Origin of the sequence: Marinobacter flavimaris (genome assembly GCF_002933295.1) — a bacterium.
Classification (GTDB): Bacteria; Pseudomonadota; Gammaproteobacteria; order Pseudomonadales; family Oleiphilaceae; genus Marinobacter; species Marinobacter flavimaris.
In genome coordinates this window covers 72,110-90,426 of sequence record NZ_PSSW01000007.1, presented here as the reverse complement: position 1 = coordinate 90,426, position 18,317 = coordinate 72,110, and the positions used below count along the sequence as shown (strand labels likewise).

General features: G+C 56.9%; 14 protein-coding genes. 9 read left to right on the top strand and 5 right to left on the bottom strand.

Translation table 11 applies throughout. The features are described from left to right. Positions 1-8 precede the first annotated feature (8 nt). The 5 genes from MDHKLMBL_RS13685 to MDHKLMBL_RS13665 all read left to right on the top strand — a co-directional run bounded on the left by MDHKLMBL_RS13685 (position 9) and on the right by MDHKLMBL_RS13665 (position 10,249). Positions 9-1,133, top strand: a complete 1,125-nt coding sequence (locus MDHKLMBL_RS13685) for a metallophosphoesterase family protein (protein WP_104271037.1) — start codon at positions 9-11, stop codon at positions 1,131-1,133. Continuing rightward, positions 1,130-3,778: an AAA family ATPase gene (locus MDHKLMBL_RS13680; protein ID WP_104271036.1), complete on the top strand. Its 2,649-nt coding sequence runs from the start codon at positions 1,130-1,132 to the stop codon at positions 3,776-3,778. The genes MDHKLMBL_RS13685 and MDHKLMBL_RS13680 overlap by 4 nt, the downstream gene beginning before the upstream one ends. Before the next feature lie 312 nt (positions 3,779-4,090). Further along, positions 4,091-7,219: a DEAD/DEAH box helicase gene (locus tag MDHKLMBL_RS13675; RefSeq protein WP_104271035.1), complete on the top strand. Its 3,129-nt coding sequence runs from the start codon at positions 4,091-4,093 to the stop codon at positions 7,217-7,219. Further along, on the top strand, positions 7,216-8,898 hold the full coding sequence (locus MDHKLMBL_RS13670; RefSeq protein WP_104271034.1) for a class I SAM-dependent methyltransferase: 1,683 nt from the start codon (positions 7,216-7,218) through the stop codon (positions 8,896-8,898). Before MDHKLMBL_RS13675 ends, MDHKLMBL_RS13670 begins: the two co-directional genes overlap by 4 nt. 28 nt (positions 8,899-8,926) lie before the next feature. Next, entirely contained in the window at positions 8,927-10,249 is a 1,323-nt protein-coding gene (locus MDHKLMBL_RS13665; RefSeq protein ID WP_104271033.1) for an NADH:flavin oxidoreductase/NADH oxidase family protein, read from the top strand. Here the strand turns inward: MDHKLMBL_RS13665 and MDHKLMBL_RS13660 are convergent. The 5 genes from MDHKLMBL_RS13660 to MDHKLMBL_RS13640 all read right to left on the bottom strand — a co-directional run bounded on the left by MDHKLMBL_RS13660 (position 10,242) and on the right by MDHKLMBL_RS13640 (position 12,533). Beyond that, positions 10,242-11,060 (bottom strand): SDR family NAD(P)-dependent oxidoreductase, encoded by an 819-nt coding sequence (locus MDHKLMBL_RS13660; protein WP_008171225.1) that lies wholly within the window; start codon positions 11,058-11,060, stop codon positions 10,242-10,244. The genes MDHKLMBL_RS13665 and MDHKLMBL_RS13660 overlap by 8 nt on opposite strands. Beyond that, positions 11,057-11,593, bottom strand: a complete 537-nt coding sequence (locus MDHKLMBL_RS13655) for a CIA30 family protein (RefSeq protein WP_008171223.1) — start codon at positions 11,591-11,593, stop codon at positions 11,057-11,059. The genes MDHKLMBL_RS13660 and MDHKLMBL_RS13655 overlap by 4 nt, the downstream gene beginning before the upstream one ends. A 79-nt stretch (positions 11,594-11,672) precedes the next feature. Beyond that, complete coding sequence (locus MDHKLMBL_RS13650) at positions 11,673-11,933, bottom strand: ZIP family metal transporter (protein WP_199185513.1); 261 nt, start codon at positions 11,931-11,933, stop codon at positions 11,673-11,675. Between the two features lie 85 nt (positions 11,934-12,018). After that, positions 12,019-12,309, bottom strand: a complete 291-nt coding sequence (locus MDHKLMBL_RS13645; protein ID WP_008171220.1) for a type II toxin-antitoxin system RelE/ParE family toxin — start codon at positions 12,307-12,309, stop codon at positions 12,019-12,021. Beyond that, entirely contained in the window at positions 12,309-12,533 is a 225-nt protein-coding gene (locus MDHKLMBL_RS13640) for an addiction module protein (protein ID WP_104271032.1), read from the bottom strand. The genes MDHKLMBL_RS13645 and MDHKLMBL_RS13640 overlap by 1 nt, the downstream gene beginning before the upstream one ends. Before the next feature lie 112 nt (positions 12,534-12,645). Here MDHKLMBL_RS13640 and MDHKLMBL_RS13635 point away from each other — a divergent pair, with 112 nt between their 5' ends. From MDHKLMBL_RS13635 to MDHKLMBL_RS13620, 4 genes are read left to right on the top strand one after another with little or no spacing between them, the layout of a single operon-like run. After that, the gene (locus MDHKLMBL_RS13635; protein WP_104271080.1) at positions 12,646-13,428 is read left to right on the top strand and encodes a hypothetical protein; all 783 of its coding nucleotides are present in this window, start codon (positions 12,646-12,648) and stop codon (positions 13,426-13,428) included. Next, positions 13,421-16,360, top strand: a complete 2,940-nt coding sequence (locus MDHKLMBL_RS13630; protein WP_104271031.1) for a hypothetical protein — start codon at positions 13,421-13,423, stop codon at positions 16,358-16,360. The genes MDHKLMBL_RS13635 and MDHKLMBL_RS13630 overlap by 8 nt, the downstream gene beginning before the upstream one ends. Beyond that, the gene (locus MDHKLMBL_RS13625; RefSeq protein ID WP_053115290.1) at positions 16,353-17,753 is read left to right on the top strand and encodes a hypothetical protein; all 1,401 of its coding nucleotides are present in this window, start codon (positions 16,353-16,355) and stop codon (positions 17,751-17,753) included. Before MDHKLMBL_RS13630 ends, MDHKLMBL_RS13625 begins: the two co-directional genes overlap by 8 nt. Next, positions 17,746-18,315, top strand: coding sequence for a condensin complex protein MksE (locus MDHKLMBL_RS13620; RefSeq protein WP_104271030.1), 570 nt, complete (start codon positions 17,746-17,748; stop codon positions 18,313-18,315). Before MDHKLMBL_RS13625 ends, MDHKLMBL_RS13620 begins: the two co-directional genes overlap by 8 nt. Positions 18,316-18,317 lie beyond the last annotated feature (2 nt).

Below are 18,317 nucleotides of genomic sequence, written 5' to 3'. Positions count from 1 at the left end.
TAGATAAAATGCCAAAGTTTTTGCACACGGCAGACTGGCAGATGGGCCGGGCGTTTACCCGCTTTGAAACCGAAGACGGAGCCGCGCTGGTCGAAGCCCGGTTTGAGGCCATCGAAACGCTCGCACAGCTGGCCAATGAACATCAGTGCGATGCCGTTCTGGTGGCCGGTGATGTGTTTGATGCCCAAACGGTGTCTGATCGCACGATCCGGCGGGTATTCAATGCCACAAAGGCGTTCGCCGGCCCCTGGGTCATGCTGCCCGGCAACCACGACGCCGCCCTGGCAGAGAGCGTGTGGACGCGAGCCCAGCGCCTCGGTGCAGTGCCTGAGAACGTACACCTGGCGCTGCAGGCCGGCGTCATCGATCTGGAACCGCAGCGCCTCAGCATCCTATGCGCACCCCTGACCCAGCGCCATACCTACGGCGATCTCACCGAGCCATTCACCGGCTACGAATCACCGGAAGGCTTCCTACGGATTGGCCTGGCCCACGGGAGCGTCCAGGGCCTGTTGCCGGACGAGATTGATTCCACCAATCCCATCGCGCCAGAGCGTGCCGAGGCTAGCAGGCTCGATTACCTGGCGCTGGGTGACTGGCACGGAACCAAACAGATCGATGAACGCACATGGTACAGCGGCACCCCCGAGCCGGAACGCTTTCGGAACAACGAAGCCGGCAACGCCCTTATCGTTGAAGTGCCCGAGGCAGGGGCAACGCCGACGGTAACCCGAATACCTACCGGTCGGTATCAATGGCACCAGTGGCGGGAAACCCTTACCGTTCAGTCCGATCTTGACCAACTGCTGGAGCGGTTAAACGCCTTGCCCGAATCCGCCGTTGTTGATCTGCGGCTTGAGGGTTCGATAACCCTCGCCGGGGAGGAAACGCTCTTGAAAGCGCTCTCGGTGGCGGAAGCCCGATTCCGAAGCCTGCGATGCGAACGCAGCGGCCTTCAGCTTGCGCCGACCGACGAGGACATCGCAGCCCTGAAAGCGGACGGCTACGTGGGCGAAGTCGTCGAGAGCCTGCGCGAGCGTCAACAAGAGGGCGCACAGGATGACGCCGCCCGGGATGCGCTGGCCATTCTTGCGGGCTTGCTCAGAGAGCGGGAACAGGAGGCCAGCCAATGAAACTGCAGCGCATGCGCATTGAGCAGCTACGCCAGTTCCGCAAACCCTTTGTTCTGGACAACCTGCAGCCCGGCCTCAACCTGATTCACGGACCCAACGAGTCCGGCAAAAGCACCCTGGTGCGTGCCGTCCGCGCCGCGTTTTTCGAGCGCTACCGCTCAACAGCCGTTGACGACCTTCGGCCCTGGGGCGATTCCGCGGCTGCACCCACCGTTGAACTGGATTTTGAGCACGAGGGCCGTTCCTGGCATCTCACCAAGAGCTTCCTGCAGCGCAAACGCTGTGACTTGAAAGTCGGCACCGAGACTTATAGCGAAGACGACGCGGAAGAAAAACTGGCCGAGTTGCTGGGCTACCAGTACCCGAAACGCGGCGCCAGCAAAGCCGAACACTGGGGCATACCGGGACTGCTGTGGGTGGAGCAGGGCACCGGGCAGGACATCGAACAGGCCATCGAACACGCTGGTGACCACCTGAAGTCCGCCCTGAACTCCATGGTGGGCGAAGTGGCCAGCTCCGGCGGCGACGACCTGATCGAGACGGTTCGAAGCCAACGGGACACGCTGCTTACCGGAAAGGGGAGTGCTCGTGGGGAGTACCTACAGCTTAAGAACGACCGTGCCCAATACGAGACCGAAATCGAAGGACTGAAGGACCGGGTGCTTAAGTACCAGGAGCAGGTCGACCGGTTGAGTAAATTGACCCAGGACTACGATCAGGCTGAGGCCGAGCGCCCCTGGGAAGATGCCCAGCGACAACTGGAGCAAGCCCGCGCGCGCTATCAGCAGGTGGAGCGCCTGGAACAGCAGCAAGCCCAGGAAAGGGCCACGCTCGGCCAGCTGCAGCAGAATCACCGATTGCTGCAACAGAATAAGGAACACCTGGAAGGCCTGAGCCGCCAGCTTGAGGGCAGAAAAGCCGAACTGGACCGTGCGGAGCGAGACCTCGCCACCGCACAAGCGCAAACCCCGATGATTGCAGGCCGTTTGCAAGAAGCCAGAACCGCCTATGAGCAGGCAGAGAAGCAACGCAAGCTCGCCGGCTTGCTGCAAACCCGGGAAAGGCTGGAGCAGGATGTCCGGAGGCTTGAGCAACAGAAACAGGTACTGACCAACAACCTCACCAAAGCCAAGGACTACCATCAGCAGCTGGAGCAGGCCAGGCAGCAGGCCAGAGACAACCGGATTGATTCCGCCGCGGTCAAAAACTTGAAAGCGGCCGCGAACCAGCTGAACGAAGAAACCATCCGTTCACGAACCATCGCGACCCGGTTGAATTGGCAGCTGGAAGCCAGCGCGTCGTTAACGCTGAACAACGAACAACTGACCGGGCAAGGCGAGCAGCAGCTTCTGGAAGAATCAACACTGGTTATCCCCGGCGTGGGTACCCTGGGCATAACGCCCGGTGGCGAAGAGCTGGCCAGCACCCGCCGGAAGCTCAAATCCCTTGAGGACAGCTTTGCCGAACAGCTGAAAACCCTCGGCGTGGCATCCGTGGAACAGGCCGAAGACCGGCTTTCAGCTTTTGAAAGTGCCGGAAGAGCCCATAAGCACGCCGAAGATTTGCTGAAGTCCGTGGCACCGGCTGGCATTGAGCAACTGGTTTCCGAACAGAGCGAGGCAGAAAGCGAACTGGAGAAAGCGAAAAGCCAGTTGCAGGCCACGCCAGAACCCGACCAGAAAGAGAACGTGCCCGCCCTGGAGGAGGCAGAAGCCGCTTTCGTTCAGGCCGGCACCGCGCTGGACAAGGCCGAATCCGATGAGCGTGAGCACCAGGCAAAGCGGTCGGCACTGAAGCAGGCGCGGGACAACGCTAAAACCGAATGGCAGCGGCTGGCGGATGAAGAAAAGAGCCCGGAACGGCAACAGCAGCTTCAGCAAATCACCACCGACCTGGCGAACCTCGAAAAACAACAGGCCGAGCTGCAAGCCAGCCTCGAACGCCGCGAACGGGAAATCCGCGAAGCCCGACCGGACTTTCTCAAGCAAGACATCGAACGCTACCAGAATGCGGTCAATCAACTACGCCAGACCCAGGAAAACCGCGGGCGTGAGCTCAGGGATATCAAAGTCAGGCTTGAAGCCTGGGGTGCCGAAGGGCTGGAAGAACAGCTCAATGAGAAAGAGGCGGAGTACGACCAGTGCAATCGCCGCTATCAGGAATTGCACCGCCGCGCCCAGGCCCTGGATCTGCTGCTGAACCTGCTCACAGAAAAACGCCAGGCCCTCACACGCCGCCTGCAGGCACCGCTGCAAAAGCACCTCAACCATTACCTGTCGGTGCTTTTCCCCGAAGCTTCCCTGGAAGTCGACGAACAGCTACGGCCCGGTACCTTCAGCCGCGGCAGCGAACTGGGGCAAATCACCGAACTGAGTTTTGGTGCCAGGGAACAAATGGGCCTGATCAGCCGCCTGGCCTATGCCGATCTGCTTCGGGAAGCCGGCAGGCCGACCTTGGTCATCCTGGACGACACTCTGGTGCACAGTGACAGCGACCGACTGGAAGACATGAAACGCATCCTGTTTGATGCGGCTAGCCGGCATCAGATATTGCTGTTTACCTGTCATCCAGGGAACTGGAGCGACCTTGGTGTACCACCTATTGACCTCCAGAGCTTGAAGGTTCATGCAGTTGCACAGGCATAACTAGCGACGCCAAGCAGTGCTTTGCAAGTTACGGCCGGCTGACCGGCAAGCTGGATATTCGGTTGTGGCTGTCCGGTGCGTCCACGATGTGGAAGCGCTGGATCTAACTGGTGTCATGTGAGGCTACACTGTAATCGATAGCAATCGCTCGATTGCCAAAAAAAGCCTGTCGGGAGGATCGCGGATTTCGTGGAAATCCGACATTTTAGGGGTTAACGTCATTCCACCGGATTTAGTTAGATTGCGAGATATAAGGAATGCCGGTGGCCACCGCGCCGTTCTTCTGGAAGTCATCAATGTGGGACGTACACGATGCAGCAGACCGGAATCTACGAGCAGCTTATTACCCGGCTCGTAGAAAACAGATTGGACAGGAAACAATTTTACGTAGGTGAGCGCCAGCTTAGCAGTGTGGAAGCATCTGTATGGTTGTCACGATTCCTTACTAACATTCTGGAGTTCGCTATTGGGTCGGTGCCTTCGGGCGATAACCGACTTCAGGAGCAAATCGAGTTATCGAATCAGTTGCTGATGTGGCTCAAGGGGAAGGTGCAGGATGATGGGTTCCTGGATGAGAACCTCCTCGATAGCCAAGGAAAGATCCTCACCGCGCTTTATGAGCTGGAAAACCCGGTTGCTGCGAACCTGAAGCAGTATGTTGAAGACGTTTTCCCGCTCACAGGACTCACACAGAGTGAGTTATTTTCAGGCAGTAATGCTGGCTTGTCACTGGAGTCAGAGCTAAAGCGCGAGATTTTGTCAGCGGACCGGATTTACTGGTTGGTCTCGTTCATCAAATGGGCCGGAATTCGGATATTCCGGAAAGAACTGGAAGCCTTCACCGCGAGTGGCCGAGAGCTGAAAATCATCACCACCTCCTACATGGGGGCAACGGATGCCAAAGCCGTTGAGTATCTGGCTAGCCTGCCGAACACCGAAGTGAAGCTGAGCTACAACACCGAGCGTGAAAGGCTGCACGCCAAGAGCTATTTGTTCCTCCGGAACACGGGTTTTCACACCGGTTACATCGGTTCATCAAACCTATCTCGATCGGCGCTGACCAATGGCCTTGAGTGGAATCTTAAGATCACCGCTCAGGAAATCCCTCACATCATCAACAAATCGCTCAGCACCTTTGAAACCTATTGGGCTTCGGAAGACTTTGAATGGTTCGATGGCCGGGCTGAGAGTACCGAAAAGCTCAACCGCGCACTAAAACAACAAAAAGGGTTGGACGCTCCCGGCTCCTCCCACTATTTCGAAATTACGCCGTTTCCGCATCAGAAAGACATTCTAGAGCAACTCTCTGTTGAGCGGGACGTGCACCAGCGTTTGCGAAACCTCGTGGTGGCCGCCACTGGCACCGGCAAGACCCTGATCTCGGCGTTTGATTTTCGGCGCTTCCTGAAAGCAAAACCAAACGCCCACTTTCTGTTTGTGGCGCACCGGGAAGAAATTCTGCGCCAAGCCCGGGAAGCTTACCGTGGCGTGCTGCGTAATAATGCTTTCGGTGAACTCTGGGTAGGCGGCCAGTTGCCGGAACACTACCGGCAATTGTTCGTTTCGATTCAGACTCTGAATAACCAGCTGGATCAGCTAAAGCTCACTGAAGGCTATTACGACTACATCGTAATCGACGAAGTGCACCACATCGCCGCATCGAGTTATCGGGCGGTATTGGAACACTTCTCGCCCGAAATACTGCTGGGACTGACAGCGACTCCGGAGCGACACGATGGCGGCGATATTCTCAGCGACTTTGGTGGCGTGATTGCCGCCGAACTCCGGTTACCGGAGGCCATCAACCGCCGCCACCTTTGCCCCTTTCAATACTTTGGAATAGATGATGACACCGACCTGCGCACTATTCCTTGGAGTCGTGGGCGTTACGATATTGCTCAGTTGACGAACTTGTATACGCACAACCAGAATCGCGTAAAAAAGATTCTGCGAAGCTTGCGGGAAATCGTCACCGATATAGCCAGCATGAAAGCTCTCGCTTTCTGTGTGAGCCGTGAACACGCGACCTTCATGGTGGAGCAGCTCCTGTTGCACGGCATCAAGGCCGATGTGCTCACTAGTGACAACAGCCACGAACGCCAACAAAAGCAGCAAGCCATTCGCTCCGGGCAAATCAACGTGCTGTGTGTGGTCGACATATTCAACGAAGGCGTCGATATTCCGGAAGTCGACACCCTGTTATTCCTGCGCCCAACCGAAAGCCTGACCATCTTCCTTCAGCAACTGGGTCGGGGTTTGCGCCTTGCTGACGACAAAGATTGCTGCACAGTCTTGGACTTTGTTGGTAATTCTCGGCCTGAATATGATTTCGCCAATAAATTCCGGGCACTGGTGGGAAAGTCAGAACGCTCAATTTCGGAAGAACTGAAGCAGGGCTTTCCCCATGCACCACTGGGTTGCCGAATTGAGCTCACCAAGAAAACCCAGGAAATGGTGCTGAGCAACATCCGGCAAGCCACGCTGACCATGAAGGGGCTGGTGTCTCTTGTTCGGCAGTTCCCACAGCATTCCACTCAGCCACTCACGCTGAAGAACTTCATAACCCATCATCCCCACATCGACCTGAACGAACTCTACAAACGGGGCAGTTGGGCCGAGTTGGTGAGCAAGGCAAAAGACGAAGACAGAGCCGATGACTCGTTTAAACTGGCGAAGAAGGCCATCCACAATCGGATTTTGATCTGCGACGATCACCAGTACCTGCTGTTTCTTAAGAAGCTATGCCAAGCAGGGTTTAGCTGTGACGACCCGAAAGGTCGCCAGGCACTCATGTGCCATTACGACTTCTGGCAGAAAGCAGGGCCAGAGCTGGAATTTGATTCGCTGACACAAAGCTTGGCAGGACTCAGCAAGCTGGGGCTGGAACAGGAGCTGGTGGACGTGCTCGACTGGAAATTGGCGAAAACCAAACACGAGCAGCCGGCGATGCCGGAGTTGCGGGAAGTCCCGCTACGATTGCACGCCCGCTATTCCCGAGAGCAGATTCTGGTTGGCTTTGGTGCGATGACGTTCGAGCATAACCCACCATCGAGGGAAGGTGTATATGTCATTCAGGATCAAAATATTGAGCTGATGTTTGTCACCTTGGACAAAAACGAAAAGCAGTTCTCCCCAACCACCATGTACCACGACTACGCCATCAATGAGCAGTTATTCCACTGGCAGTCGCAAAACAGTTCCCGGCCTGACCGTGGTAAAGGGAAGGACTATATTCAACACCAAGCCATCAACAAGCGGTTGTTCTTGTTTGTAAGAGAGCAGGCGAAAGACGAATATGGTCGCACGATGGGGTTTGTGAATTATGGTGAGGTGGATTACGTGTCTCACACCGGTTCCCAGCCGATGAGTATTACCTGGAAACTCCGAACGCCGATGCCAAACTTTATGTGGCAGCAGGCAGCGAAGCTGGCGGCGGCATGAGTTACCGTCCCTACAACAAAAACGCCCAAAACTTCTTCACCCAATACCAGTCCCTGACCTTCGAACAGGTTCACCAAGACTGGCTCTCCTTCCTGGGCGATAAAGCAGGCCTTGCTCTCGATGTCGGCGCAGGCAGTGGTCGCGATTCCAGTGCCCTTGCAGAACGAGGCTGGGATGTTGTCGCGGTAGAGCCCGCAGATGGCTTAAGAGAGTTGGGGCAGGACGCTACTCGCATTCAGAGCATTCACTGGGTAGACGATCAATTACCCGATCTAGGTAAGATCCGGAAGCTGAGCTATCGCTTCGATCTGATTCTTGTTTCCGCTGTCTGGATGCATATCCCGCCCTCCGATCGTGATCGTGCCTTTCGAATCCTGACTGAGCTTTTGGCACCCGGTGGAATGCTGGTGATTACGGTTCGGCATGGGCCCGGTGATGGCGAACGACTTTTTTACGACGTCAGTAGGGAAGAGCTGGAGGTTTTTGCCAAACGCCGGGCACTGATTCCGCTCCCGTTGCCGGTCGAGCGCAAGAAGGATGCGCTCCAGAGGGACGAAGTTTCTTGGGAGACGCTGGCTTTTAGGTTGGCGGACGATGGCACCGGAGCATTGCCGACAGTCCGTCACATTATCGTTAATGATAATAAGTCTTCGACTTACAAATTGGGTTTGCTGCGAACCCTAGTCCGGATTGCTGACGGAGCGCCCGGCTTGGCGCTTAAACGTAGTGATGACTGGGTGGATATTCCGCTTGGGGCGGTCGGGCTGTTCTGGATTATGCTTTATCACCCTCTGGTTCTGCGGCATCAATTGAGGCAAGCACCAGGCACTCGCGGCTATGGCTTTGCCACGGAGGATTTCTTAAAGCTGCAGGATTTCACGCCTCTGGATTTCAGAGTGGGCATGTCGCTGTCGGCGGATGTTGCTCCAGTAGTCCTGCGCGCTATCCGGGATGCTTGCTCGACCATTCTCAAGAACCCCGCAAATTTCACGACTTGGCCTGGTAGTAACCGTCCGATCTTCGAGGGCGGTTCGGCCAGGATGACCATCAAGAAGGCACCCGTGCGTTTGGACAAAGCAACGCTTTCCCGGTTCGGTACCTTCCGTGTTCCTTCATTTCTCTGGGATGCATTCAGTCGCTATGCGTGCTGGATTGAGCCTGCGATTGTTAATGAATGGATTGATCTGATGGGTAGCTGGGATCTGCGTTACCGCATGGATGACTATCATCGTGGTTTACAGTGGGTGGAAGGTCGGCGCGATACGTCAGCTGTCCGTCACATGATTAACCAGCAGCTCGAGACTGGTCGGGTCGAGTGCGTATGGACAGCCCAAAATCTCAAAGCGAAGCGGTTTGACGTTGACCACTGTTTTCCGTGGTCGCGATGGAACAACAACGATCTCTGGAATCTGATGCCATCAAGCCACACGGCTAATGCTTCGAAGTCCGAAAAGCTTCCCGGGGACTTGCTGCTCAAAGAGGCGCACCCTCGAGTAGTGAACTGGTGGGAGCAAGCGATTGTGGGCACGTCTCGTGAGGAGCAGTTTTTCTCAGAGGCTGAGGCCTCACTGCCATTGCTGGGGCAGGAACGAACCGTGGAAGGCGTCTTTGAGGGGATGCTTCAGCAGCGACTGAGGCTGAAAACCAATCTTCAGCTGGCAGAGTGGTTGGGGCTGTAAACTTATGCTTGAACAGCAGGAATTATCCATGACCGAATCACCGCTTGCCCAACCTCTGAAGCTCCCCTGCGGAGCAGTCCTGCCGAACCGACTTGCTAAGGCTGCCATGACCGAGGGACTGGCAGACGATCAGCTTCACGCTACCCACCGCCATGAAACCCTTTACGGTCGCTGGTCCAATGGCGGGGCGGGGTTGCTGATTACCGGCAATGTGATGATTGATCAACGGGTGCTGGAGCGGCCGGGTAACGTGGCCATTGATCCGGCGCCGGCTGAAGGCGAGCCGGAGGGTATGGCGCAGTTGCGTGCCTGGGCCGAAGCGGGCACCCGCAATGGCAACCATCTGTGGATGCAGATTTCCCATGCCGGTCGGCAGTCGCCACGATACGTGACCACTCGTCCGATGGGGCCTTCGGCGGTGCAGCTATCGCTGATGGGCAACTATGCCCGCCCACGGGCACTCACGGAGCCGGAGATCCTCGATTTTATCGAGCGTTTTGCCAACGTCGCCCGGGTTGCTAAAGAGGCGGGCTTCACCGGCGTTCAGGTGCATGGGGCCCATGGGTATCTGTTGTCGTCTTTTCTGTCGCCGGTCACCAACCAGCGCACCGATTGCTGGGGTGGGTCGCTGGAAAATCGCGCCCGTTTCCTGATCGAGGTAGTGCGGGCGACGCGCGCTGCGGTGGGGCCGGAGTTTCCGGTGGCGGTAAAGCTGAATTCCGACGATTTCCGCAAAGGCGGCTTTACGCTCGACGAGTCTGTGAACGTGGTGCGCTGGCTCAATGAGGAGGGTATTGATCTGCTGGAGGTGTCTGGCGGCACCTACGAACAGCCGCGGCTGCTCGGGTACAGTGGTGATGCCGACACGGCGAGCGAGGGGCCGGCCATGCGGGAAAGCACTCGCAAGCGGGAGGCTTACTTCCTGGATTATGCCCAGACGATTCGAGAGGTGTGCGATTGCCCGCTGATGGTCACCGGTGGATTCCGTACGCGCACGTTGATGGAAGAGGCGATTGCCAGTAGCGAAACCGACGTGATTGGCCTTGGCCGGCCTCTCTGCACGGATCCCGATACGCCCAAAGATCTGCTTGATGGCCGCATCGATAAGACGGTTTGCTACGAAGATTACGTCAAACTTGCTCAACGAGGGTTTTTCTCACCAGCGAGTCCGCTGATGCCAATCAAAGTCATTAACGTGTTGGGCGGCCAGGCGTGGTACTACCAGCAGATTTTCCGGCTGGCGGATGGCGAAGAGGCTGATCCGGACCTGGGTATCCTCAAGGCCGTCGGGGCTTTTGTTAAGGATGAATTGAGCCGGTCCCGGCGGGTGAAGAAGGCCCGCCTTACCTAAAGATGATTCTCTGGATCGACCGGGGAATAAACCGGGTGATAAATTCGGCAGCGTAGGTCTGGGGTGTAACCAGGTATCGAGGCTTGGGTCGTGTCGCCTCTGCTGCCCTGACAATCTTTTTCGCGACGTCCGACGCACTGGCTGTAAAGGGCTTGATTCTGGCGCCTGGCGCGAGCGCTGCTTCCATTGCCTTGTACTTTTCCCGGTGCACGGCGCTGGCCTGGCCAAGCACGGGCTGCAACGCGGCCAGGGCATGCTCTCTGAACCGGGTCACCACGGGGCCCGGGAGCACCAGCGAGATACTTTCCAGGCTGTTGCTGCCCTGTTCATCAAACCAGAAACTCTCATGGGCCGTGTTCATCGCGGATTTGGCGGCACAGTAGGCGCCTTTCATTTTCTGGGGCGCGATGGAGAGAACGGAGCTAACCGCGATGACCCGCAAGGGTTTACCGTGCTGTTCGCAGAGCCCCAGGCAGACAGCAGCCAGCTTGATGGGGCCGAATACGTGGGTACTGAACTGCTTTTGCCACATGGGTTCGGAGAGATCGCGAAGCGCGCCGAATTGCCCGTAACCGGAGTTGTTGACCAGAATCACCCGCTCGGCTGCTGCAATTTCCGTGTCCAGAGCGCCCGCAAGCCCTTCGATCTGGTCAAAGGACTCTAGATCCAGCGCCAGCTCCAGATCGGCAGACTCGACACCAGCTGGCTGTCGGGACAGGGCGATCACCCTGTAGCCTTTCCGGGCAAAGAGGGCGCAGGCTTCACGGCCAATGCCGGCGCTGGCACCGGTTATCAGAGCGAGTTTGGTCATCGGATCAACCTCCAATCCTGCATCCGCAGCTGAAATTCACCAGCCTGTCGTCCGGAAACAAAAAGGCTGACCGAAGCCAGGTGCGAAAGATTCAGTGCTGCCTCATCGGTCAATGTTTTGCCGCGCCAGGTAGGGATGAAATCACTGAAGGGGAGTCGGATGCGGCTCCATTCTTCTGTACCTGGTGTGAATGCATGCTGGTACACAATGCTGCGCCGGTTGGTGCTGTTGCGAAGGCCGATCTTGTAGGTTTTTCCGTCGCCCCGAGCAAGAAGCTCGATACCGGTGTAGTCAGCTGCATCGAAAGGTTCCGGCAGGTCAGCTTTCACAGACGAAAATCCGCCGCCGTTGTCCAGTCGCACAGTGCCGTGAAAGACGCCAACGCCGCCCTCTGCAAGATCAACGGTGCCGTTAGACTGCCCGCCCATCACGCGGTCACCGAGGGGCTGCCAGGTTAACTGGCTTGCCTCTGAATGGAACGAGACAAGTATCGGGTTTTGCGTGGCGTTCCCGGAAATATCCCGGTTCTGCATAGAGTTACCTTCGATAGTTCAAAAACGTATTAAGTGTCGTTCGCCGCAATAGCTTACTGGCTATCCAGTACTTCCGCGGTCAGTGGATGGCGAGCTGGAAAACCATCATGCCCAGAAAGGCCAGTACAATCACAACACCAACTGAAGCCGGCTCCAGCTTTTTATTAGCATCCGGCAGAAGCTCGGCAAACACCATCCAGATCATAGCACCCGCAGCCAAACCAAGGCCGAAGGGAAGCATGGGTTTGAAGGTACTTACGAACAGGTAAGCGGGAATGGCCATCAATGGTTGCGGCAAGCTGCTGAAAATACTCCAGCCGGCGGCCTTGGTGACGGACATGCCTCTTGGCACCAGGATAAGTGCAATGGGTGTGCAGCTGTTTCTGTGTTCCGGGAATTATCGGTAACTACCGAGGAATCCTCGGTTATTGCCTGTTTTCCCAATAATCTGGCTCGCGATGAAGATTCATAACAGCAAGAATGAAAATGCTGTTCTTCTTTTCAACGTAAAGAACGCCATAGGGAAATCGTTTGACGAGTGAGCGACGAACAGGCTTTCGAATGAAGCTCCAGGCCTGGGGGAATTTGACAGCTCTGGCTACTGCTTGCTCGACTTGCTCGGCGAGATCTACTCCGAGGCCAGTTTGAATTGATTCGTAGTAATCGATTGCATCATTCAATTCCGCTTCCGCTGCGGGGTGAAAGGAATAATCCATTATTTCTGCAGCCTGCTCCGAATCTTTCTGAAAACCTCATCGCCGGGCACAGGATTCACCCTGCCGGAATCCAGGTCGTCCAGGCGGCACTTGGCAACTTCTACCCATTTTTCGTCAATACTGGCTTCGTTTGGGTTTAGGCTTTTCAATAATGACTCTATAACCAGCGCTCGTTCGTCGACGGGAAGAGCGCGAGCCTCGTCAATTAAATCCTGAAGGCGCATATTTTTTGCTCCAAGAGTGGTGAGGGGCCAAGTACGGTATCCATATTAACGCTTTATGAGTTATTTTGCTTCCCAGCCCATACGCAAATCCAAGAATAACCGTGGTACGCCCTTGAACGACTATCTCGACAAAATCCTGCGTGGCCAACCGATTAATTATGAAGCCTTCCTGAAAAAGCTTCCGGAGCAGTTTCGCCGGCGCCATCGGGACATGTTTGCCACAGAAAAGGTCCAGTCCAACCGATGGCTGGTCACGGTCCGGGATGAAACCGCTTTCGCGGAGCTGCAGAACGTCGCGGAGGCTCCCTTAAACAGAGTAGACGCCGCTAGAAAAGGTGACTCTCATCGCCATGGTACTGAGGTAAGTTTTCTTCTGGTTTACCATGGGGTATTGGCATCCAGCCGTCCGGATGTGGTTGTTATCAAGAGCGATTCTGTTGACATCGGTTTTCAGCGCGCCGGCTCCGTGCTGGTAATAGAAAACGAGCGTAACTTCTACCAATATCAGCAGATGCTGAAGTTTACCGGTGAGGCTCTTGGCTGGGCCTTGCATCTGGCGGACTGCGATGTGGTATTGGGCAGTGGTAACCGGGTGACCCGGCGCGCGATTCTCGACTGGTTGCAGGGCTATGAAGAAGTATTCTGCGCATTCGATTATGATGCGGGTGGTCTGCAAATGTTCTCGACGATCGCAGCCTCGCTCGGTGACAAAGCCACCTTTGTTCAGCCGCCCGACTGGCAGCCATGGCTGGGCCGGTTCCGCAAACTACCGGACACCACCGAACGATTCACAAGGGCGATTTCGTTGGCAGAGGGGCTTGGTTTTGTACCCCTGGCAGAGGCGTTTCGAGCTACCGGCAAATTTATGGAACAGGAGATGATTCTGGATGAGTGACTCCCAGGGGAGCCCAGGCAATTTCAATTTTGGTATTCGCCGTCTGGTGTTGGTGGATTCCGCCGGCTTCTGTTACGTGGAAATTCCGGTGGATAACCACGGCCTGATCCTGGGCCCGGGCAATCTGGGCAAGTCCAGTCTGCTGAATTCCCTGCGTCTGTTTCTGCTGCCGGAAAACAACTTCAAGAACAGTCGCAAGAAATTCGCGTTCCGCAATGCCAGTGCCGGCAGCTTCTACTCTAACGAGGAAAGCTACCAGCATTATTTCCCCAGTCAGTTCAGCTTCCTGATCATGGAAGCGGAGAACCCGGCGGGGGTGCATTGCCAGATTTTGTACCGGGACAGCGCCAGCCAGCTCAGTTATGCCCGCGCTTTCGTGCCGGTTGGTTACGACCAGCTGCGGCCGCTGTTCTGGAATGGCGATGGTGAGGACGGAATCGGCCAGGCGGTGCCGGAGCTGTCGTTCAGCCGTTTGTCCGAGGCGCTGAAAAAGTTCTCCAAAGATACCCGACTGGTCAATGAACCGGCCAAGCTTAAAAAGATGTTGTACAGCAGCGAGCTAATGAACGCCGATGCCGTACGCTATTCGGTGCTGCCCCTGGGTGAGTCCGACGAGCGCCGGGTGCAGTCGCTGCGCACGCTGATCCTGTTGCTGTTTGAGATGAAGGCAGACGATCAGGCCATGTCCAATGCGGTGGCCAGCATTATCGAGGCAGACAAGAAGTTCGCCGACGATGCCTTCGATTTCAATATCGATGAGTTTCTCAACCGGCACGATCAACTGAAGCAACAGCAAATCCAGCTTAATCAGATTGAAAAAGAGCGTTCACGGTTCGAGAAGCTGCAAAGGGATTATCAGGCCTACCAAACCCTGCTTCGCAGCCAGCATGATTTTGCGGCTTTCCGGGATGGCGTCACCCATGCCTTGCAGGATATTGGCGCCAGGCGTAAAGCCGCAGTAGAGGCGTTCAATGAACAGAACGAGACCCTGCGCCATGTGCTCCAGGCTCTGAAAAAACTGGAGCAGGACGCCAGTGGCCTGAAGGGCGAGATCCGTTCCGCCGACCGTCGCATCAAGCAGGCCGAGCAGAACCAGAAAGATGGCGATCTGCTGGTATCCCAGTACGGGGAGATGACCCTTCAGGAAATCGAGGACATCCAGAAAGAGGAACTCGATAGCAAGAAAGGGCACCTGGCTGCTCTCAAGAGTGCCGCCCAGGCCGAGATCCGTCTGGAACAGATCCAGAAAAAGAAGCAGGAGCTTGAGCGCAAGCTGGAATCCCTGAAGGAACGGGAAAGCAAGCAACATTGGCAGCTTCAGAACCAGCTGGACGAGGCCACTGCCGCGCCGCTGCGGGCGGTGGACCCCCGGTTGGTGATGGCGAGCCCCGGCCAGGACCTGGACGCCGACAGTAAGGCGGCCATCGAGGCATTCGCCCGGCTGTTTGTACCCACCGATAAAGGCTTTGACTGGTTCGATACCGAATATCAGGCCCAGCCAGCGCGGCAGACCGACTTTGCAGAGCAGCGCCGGCATATTGAAGGTGAGCTTCATGGGCTGGAGAAGGAGCGGGCCGAGCTGGCGGACACTGCCAACCAGGAACACGATCGGCCACGGTTGATCGAGCGCACGGAAAAAGAGATCCGCGCCATCGAAAAGGATCTGGATACCCTGAGCCGTTACCCGGCAGCGGCAACCACACTTAGGGACGCTACTGAGGAGAAGCAGGCGGCGGAGGAACAGCTGGCCAGGCTGGAAGAACAGGCCCGGCTGGAGCAGGAAAAGCAGGATGCGGTGCAGCAGAAGGCCGCCAAAGCCAGGGCTGAAAAAGAGCGGATCGAGGAGCGGGAACGGGAACTGGCGGGCCTCAGCCGGAGTGTTGGCACGGTAGAGCACCGGTTCCCGCATCTGAAAGCGGTGGAAGCGGAACAGCCTTTGGACATTGAGCAGGTGTCTGTGGCGGCGTTTGATGACCTTCAAACCCAGCTGGACGACCTGGAGGAGCGCCGTCGCAGTATCCTCGACCACCTTCGTCAGTTCGTGTATCTGGGCATCCACGACGACACCGAAGGCGAATTGCAGAAAGACAGCCCCGCGTCATCGGCTATCCGGGAAACGTTCAAAGGTCTCTCAGATCTGTTTGCCGGCATGGCAGAGCGCTGGAATGTGCTTGAGCAGCAGGTGGGCATCCACAATGAAACCGTGGCCAGCTACCGGCAGGCCCTGAAATCCAACCACGAGCACATTGCCCGTTTCGAGGCGCAACTGAACCGTGAGCTCGAAGGGGTGCGCATAAACGATCTGGTGGAAATCCGCGTGGATATTCATACCGATCCGAAATTCCGCAATCTGGTGGAAGAAGCGAACAACATCGACCCCTATGGCAACCAGCTGCAGTCGGACGCGTTTTATGACCGTTTGCGGGTGTTCGTGGCGGACTTTTTCGGGGAGGGCGGCAGCAAGCGCCTGACCATGGACAAGGTGATCACCGGCATTTCCTACAGAACCCGGAAGGAAAACGCCACAAGCCTCGACAAGAAGGGCCAGTCCACCTCCACCACGGCACTGATCAACCTGGAACTGGTGTACCGGCTGCTGAAGCGGGTGTTGTATCCGGGTGTGCAGCTGTCGTTCCCCATGGTATTGGACGAGCTGGCCAGCGTGGACATCAGCCAGATGCCTTCGCTGCTGGAACGATTGCGCAAGCAGGGCTTCAATCTGTTCTCCGCCGCGACTCACAGTGCCAGTGCTGAAGTGATCTACCTGATCGGCCGGCACCTGGAAGTGGGGCAGATGCGCACCGCACGCCCCTACAGCCCGCAGCGCACCCTGGTGTTCTGGGGCGGGGCCGAGGGCTTTACCAACGGCGAATCCCTGAGCCAATGGGCCGATCAGACCCAGAACAGCCTGCTGGAGCCGGCGGATGAGTAAACGCTTCAGCACCCTGGATACCACCCGGCTGCTGTTCGAGCACCCGAAGATCCTGTTCCGGATGATTGAGCGGATGGACCGTAACGAAGCCCGGTATATCCGCGAAAGCGATCTGGTGGCCGAGGTGATGGACTATACCCGCAGCCTTGGCAATGCCGACCGGGATCGGGTGCGGCTGGCTTTGAATACCGACAACATGTTCCGCAGCGGCCTGGTGATCGACATCATAAAGGCCGAAGGTGAGCGGCGGCTGGTGTTCCAGGATGCCCTGATCAACCTGATGCGCGCCTGCAACGCCTCGCTGTACCAGGAACTGACGGATGCTCGCCTTCGTGGCCATCTTGTAACCCTTCGGGACGTGCGCAATCGGCTCGAGACCAGCTCTTTCAGCGACGCCGATCCGGACTACACCGAACTGAGGGATGACCTGAACGAGCGGGTGAGCCAGCTCATCGGTTTGCTGCGCCAGAATGTGCTGCGCATGCAGACCATCAGTGCGCAGCTTGCGGATCTCTCCGGCGACGCCAGCCGGGCGCCGGAAAAATTCCTGGAGTTCCGCCAGAATCTGTTTGAGCAGATCGTTACCCTTTACGAGCGCCACATCAAGCCGACCCTGGTGTTCCTGAACCCGGATACACGGCTGCCGGATGGCAGCAACCTGTTCGAGACCCTGGAAGCCATGGTGCGGTTGCTGGAAAATCACGGCGATCACAGTCTGGCGGACCAGTTGTTCCGTTCGTCCATCAGCCTGAACGCCCTGTACAAACCCATTCAGGCGGTGGCCCAGGAGGTGGAACACTTCCTGCGCAAGACGCGCCAGGGCATGGTCCAGTACAACGCCATGGAGCATTTCTACGGTAAGTTGCAGGAACTCAAAGGCGAAACCGAGACCCTCAGCTTGAAACGCAAGTGGCTCGAAGGCGGTGACTTTGCCCGCAGCACCGGCTTCCTGATCGGCCTGCGGGCCCAGCAACGCCCGAAACACTACGCCTTCGGTGAATCGTCCAGCTACTACCAGCTGTTGTTCAGCGAACTGGAGCTGCGCCTGAACGACCTCCGACGCAAGGCTGAAGTGCCGGTTCTGCAGCAAGTGGATGGCAGCGGCCGGCACACCCGGATTGATGTCCAGCGCATCAACCAGCTGTATCAATGGCTGGAGACTCTGGAGCTGCGGCCAACAACCGATCTGGTACGTGAGCTTCACGGGCGCCTGGACGGGTTTATCCCCGGCTATCGCTTCCCGGACCTGCTGGCGGCGTTGAACCGGCTGGTAAACTCGCCCCCCGAGGGCTTGCAGGTGGTGACTACCAATCGCTTCCGAATCCTCGATCAGTCATCCGACAGTGAACAGTTTGTCTACCGAAAGCGTCGCCTGGAGCAACAGAATGTCTGAATTTGAAGAAATCCTCCCGGCCCACAGCGCCGCGATCTACCGGGAATTCCAGGCCGGCCGGGTGATTGTGCGTGATGTGTGGGACAGCAACCGCTCGGAGTTGCGTGCCAATCCGCTCTACAATCTGCTGTATAACCATCTGTCCCATTTCCGGACCTTCTATGAGCACCTGGGCAGTGAGCTGGTGTTCAACGAAACCGGCGCGTTTTTCTTTCTCAAGGAAAGCAGCGAAGAGGAGAACGAAGAGCACGATGAGAACGCCTTCCGGGTGCAGGTAATCCTGCTGCTGATCGGGCGTTATTTCGCACGCAGCGGTCGGGATCTTGAATACCTTGGCCGGCCCGATGCCGGGTTGAATGAGCAAGACCTCTCTTCCCTGGCTAGCGATGAGGAATATCAGGAAATTCTGCGTGCAGCCCGTTTTGAAAAGGGCGTGCCGGAAGCGCTGGATTACCTGGAAAAACGCCATCTGCTGTTTCGCGCGGGTGCGGGGCGCTGTTTCCTGAGTTCGGCGGGGCTGTATTTTCTGCAGGAGCTGGTTCGGGAGTTTGAACAAGGGTAGTG

Coding starts and splice junctions, on each gene's coding strand:
- MDHKLMBL_RS13675 (WP_104271035.1), top strand. CDS start 4,091: ATGCAGCAGACCGGAATCTACGAGCAGCTTATTACCCGGCTCGTAGAA.
- MDHKLMBL_RS13625 (WP_053115290.1), top strand. CDS start 16,353: ATGAGTAAACGCTTCAGCACCCTGGATACCACCCGGCTGCTGTTCGAG.
- MDHKLMBL_RS13645 (WP_008171220.1), bottom strand. CDS start 12,309: ATGGATTATTCCTTTCACCCCGCAGCGGAAGCGGAATTGAATGATGCA.
- MDHKLMBL_RS13680 (WP_104271036.1), top strand. CDS start 1,130: ATGAAACTGCAGCGCATGCGCATTGAGCAGCTACGCCAGTTCCGCAAA.
- MDHKLMBL_RS13665 (WP_104271033.1), top strand. CDS start 8,927: ATGACCGAATCACCGCTTGCCCAACCTCTGAAGCTCCCCTGCGGAGCA.
- MDHKLMBL_RS13660 (WP_008171225.1), bottom strand. CDS start 11,060: ATGACCAAACTCGCTCTGATAACCGGTGCCAGCGCCGGCATTGGCCGT.
- MDHKLMBL_RS13630 (WP_104271031.1), top strand. CDS start 13,421: ATGAGTGACTCCCAGGGGAGCCCAGGCAATTTCAATTTTGGTATTCGC.
- MDHKLMBL_RS13640 (WP_104271032.1), bottom strand. CDS start 12,533: ATGCGCCTTCAGGATTTAATTGACGAGGCTCGCGCTCTTCCCGTCGAC.
- MDHKLMBL_RS13650 (WP_199185513.1), bottom strand. CDS start 11,933: ATGTCCGTCACCAAGGCCGCCGGCTGGAGTATTTTCAGCAGCTTGCCG.
- MDHKLMBL_RS13620 (WP_104271030.1), top strand. CDS start 17,746: ATGTCTGAATTTGAAGAAATCCTCCCGGCCCACAGCGCCGCGATCTAC.
- MDHKLMBL_RS13655 (WP_008171223.1), bottom strand. CDS start 11,593: ATGCAGAACCGGGATATTTCCGGGAACGCCACGCAAAACCCGATACTT.
- MDHKLMBL_RS13670 (WP_104271034.1), top strand. CDS start 7,216: ATGAGTTACCGTCCCTACAACAAAAACGCCCAAAACTTCTTCACCCAA.
- MDHKLMBL_RS13685 (WP_104271037.1), top strand. CDS start 9: ATGCCAAAGTTTTTGCACACGGCAGACTGGCAGATGGGCCGGGCGTTT.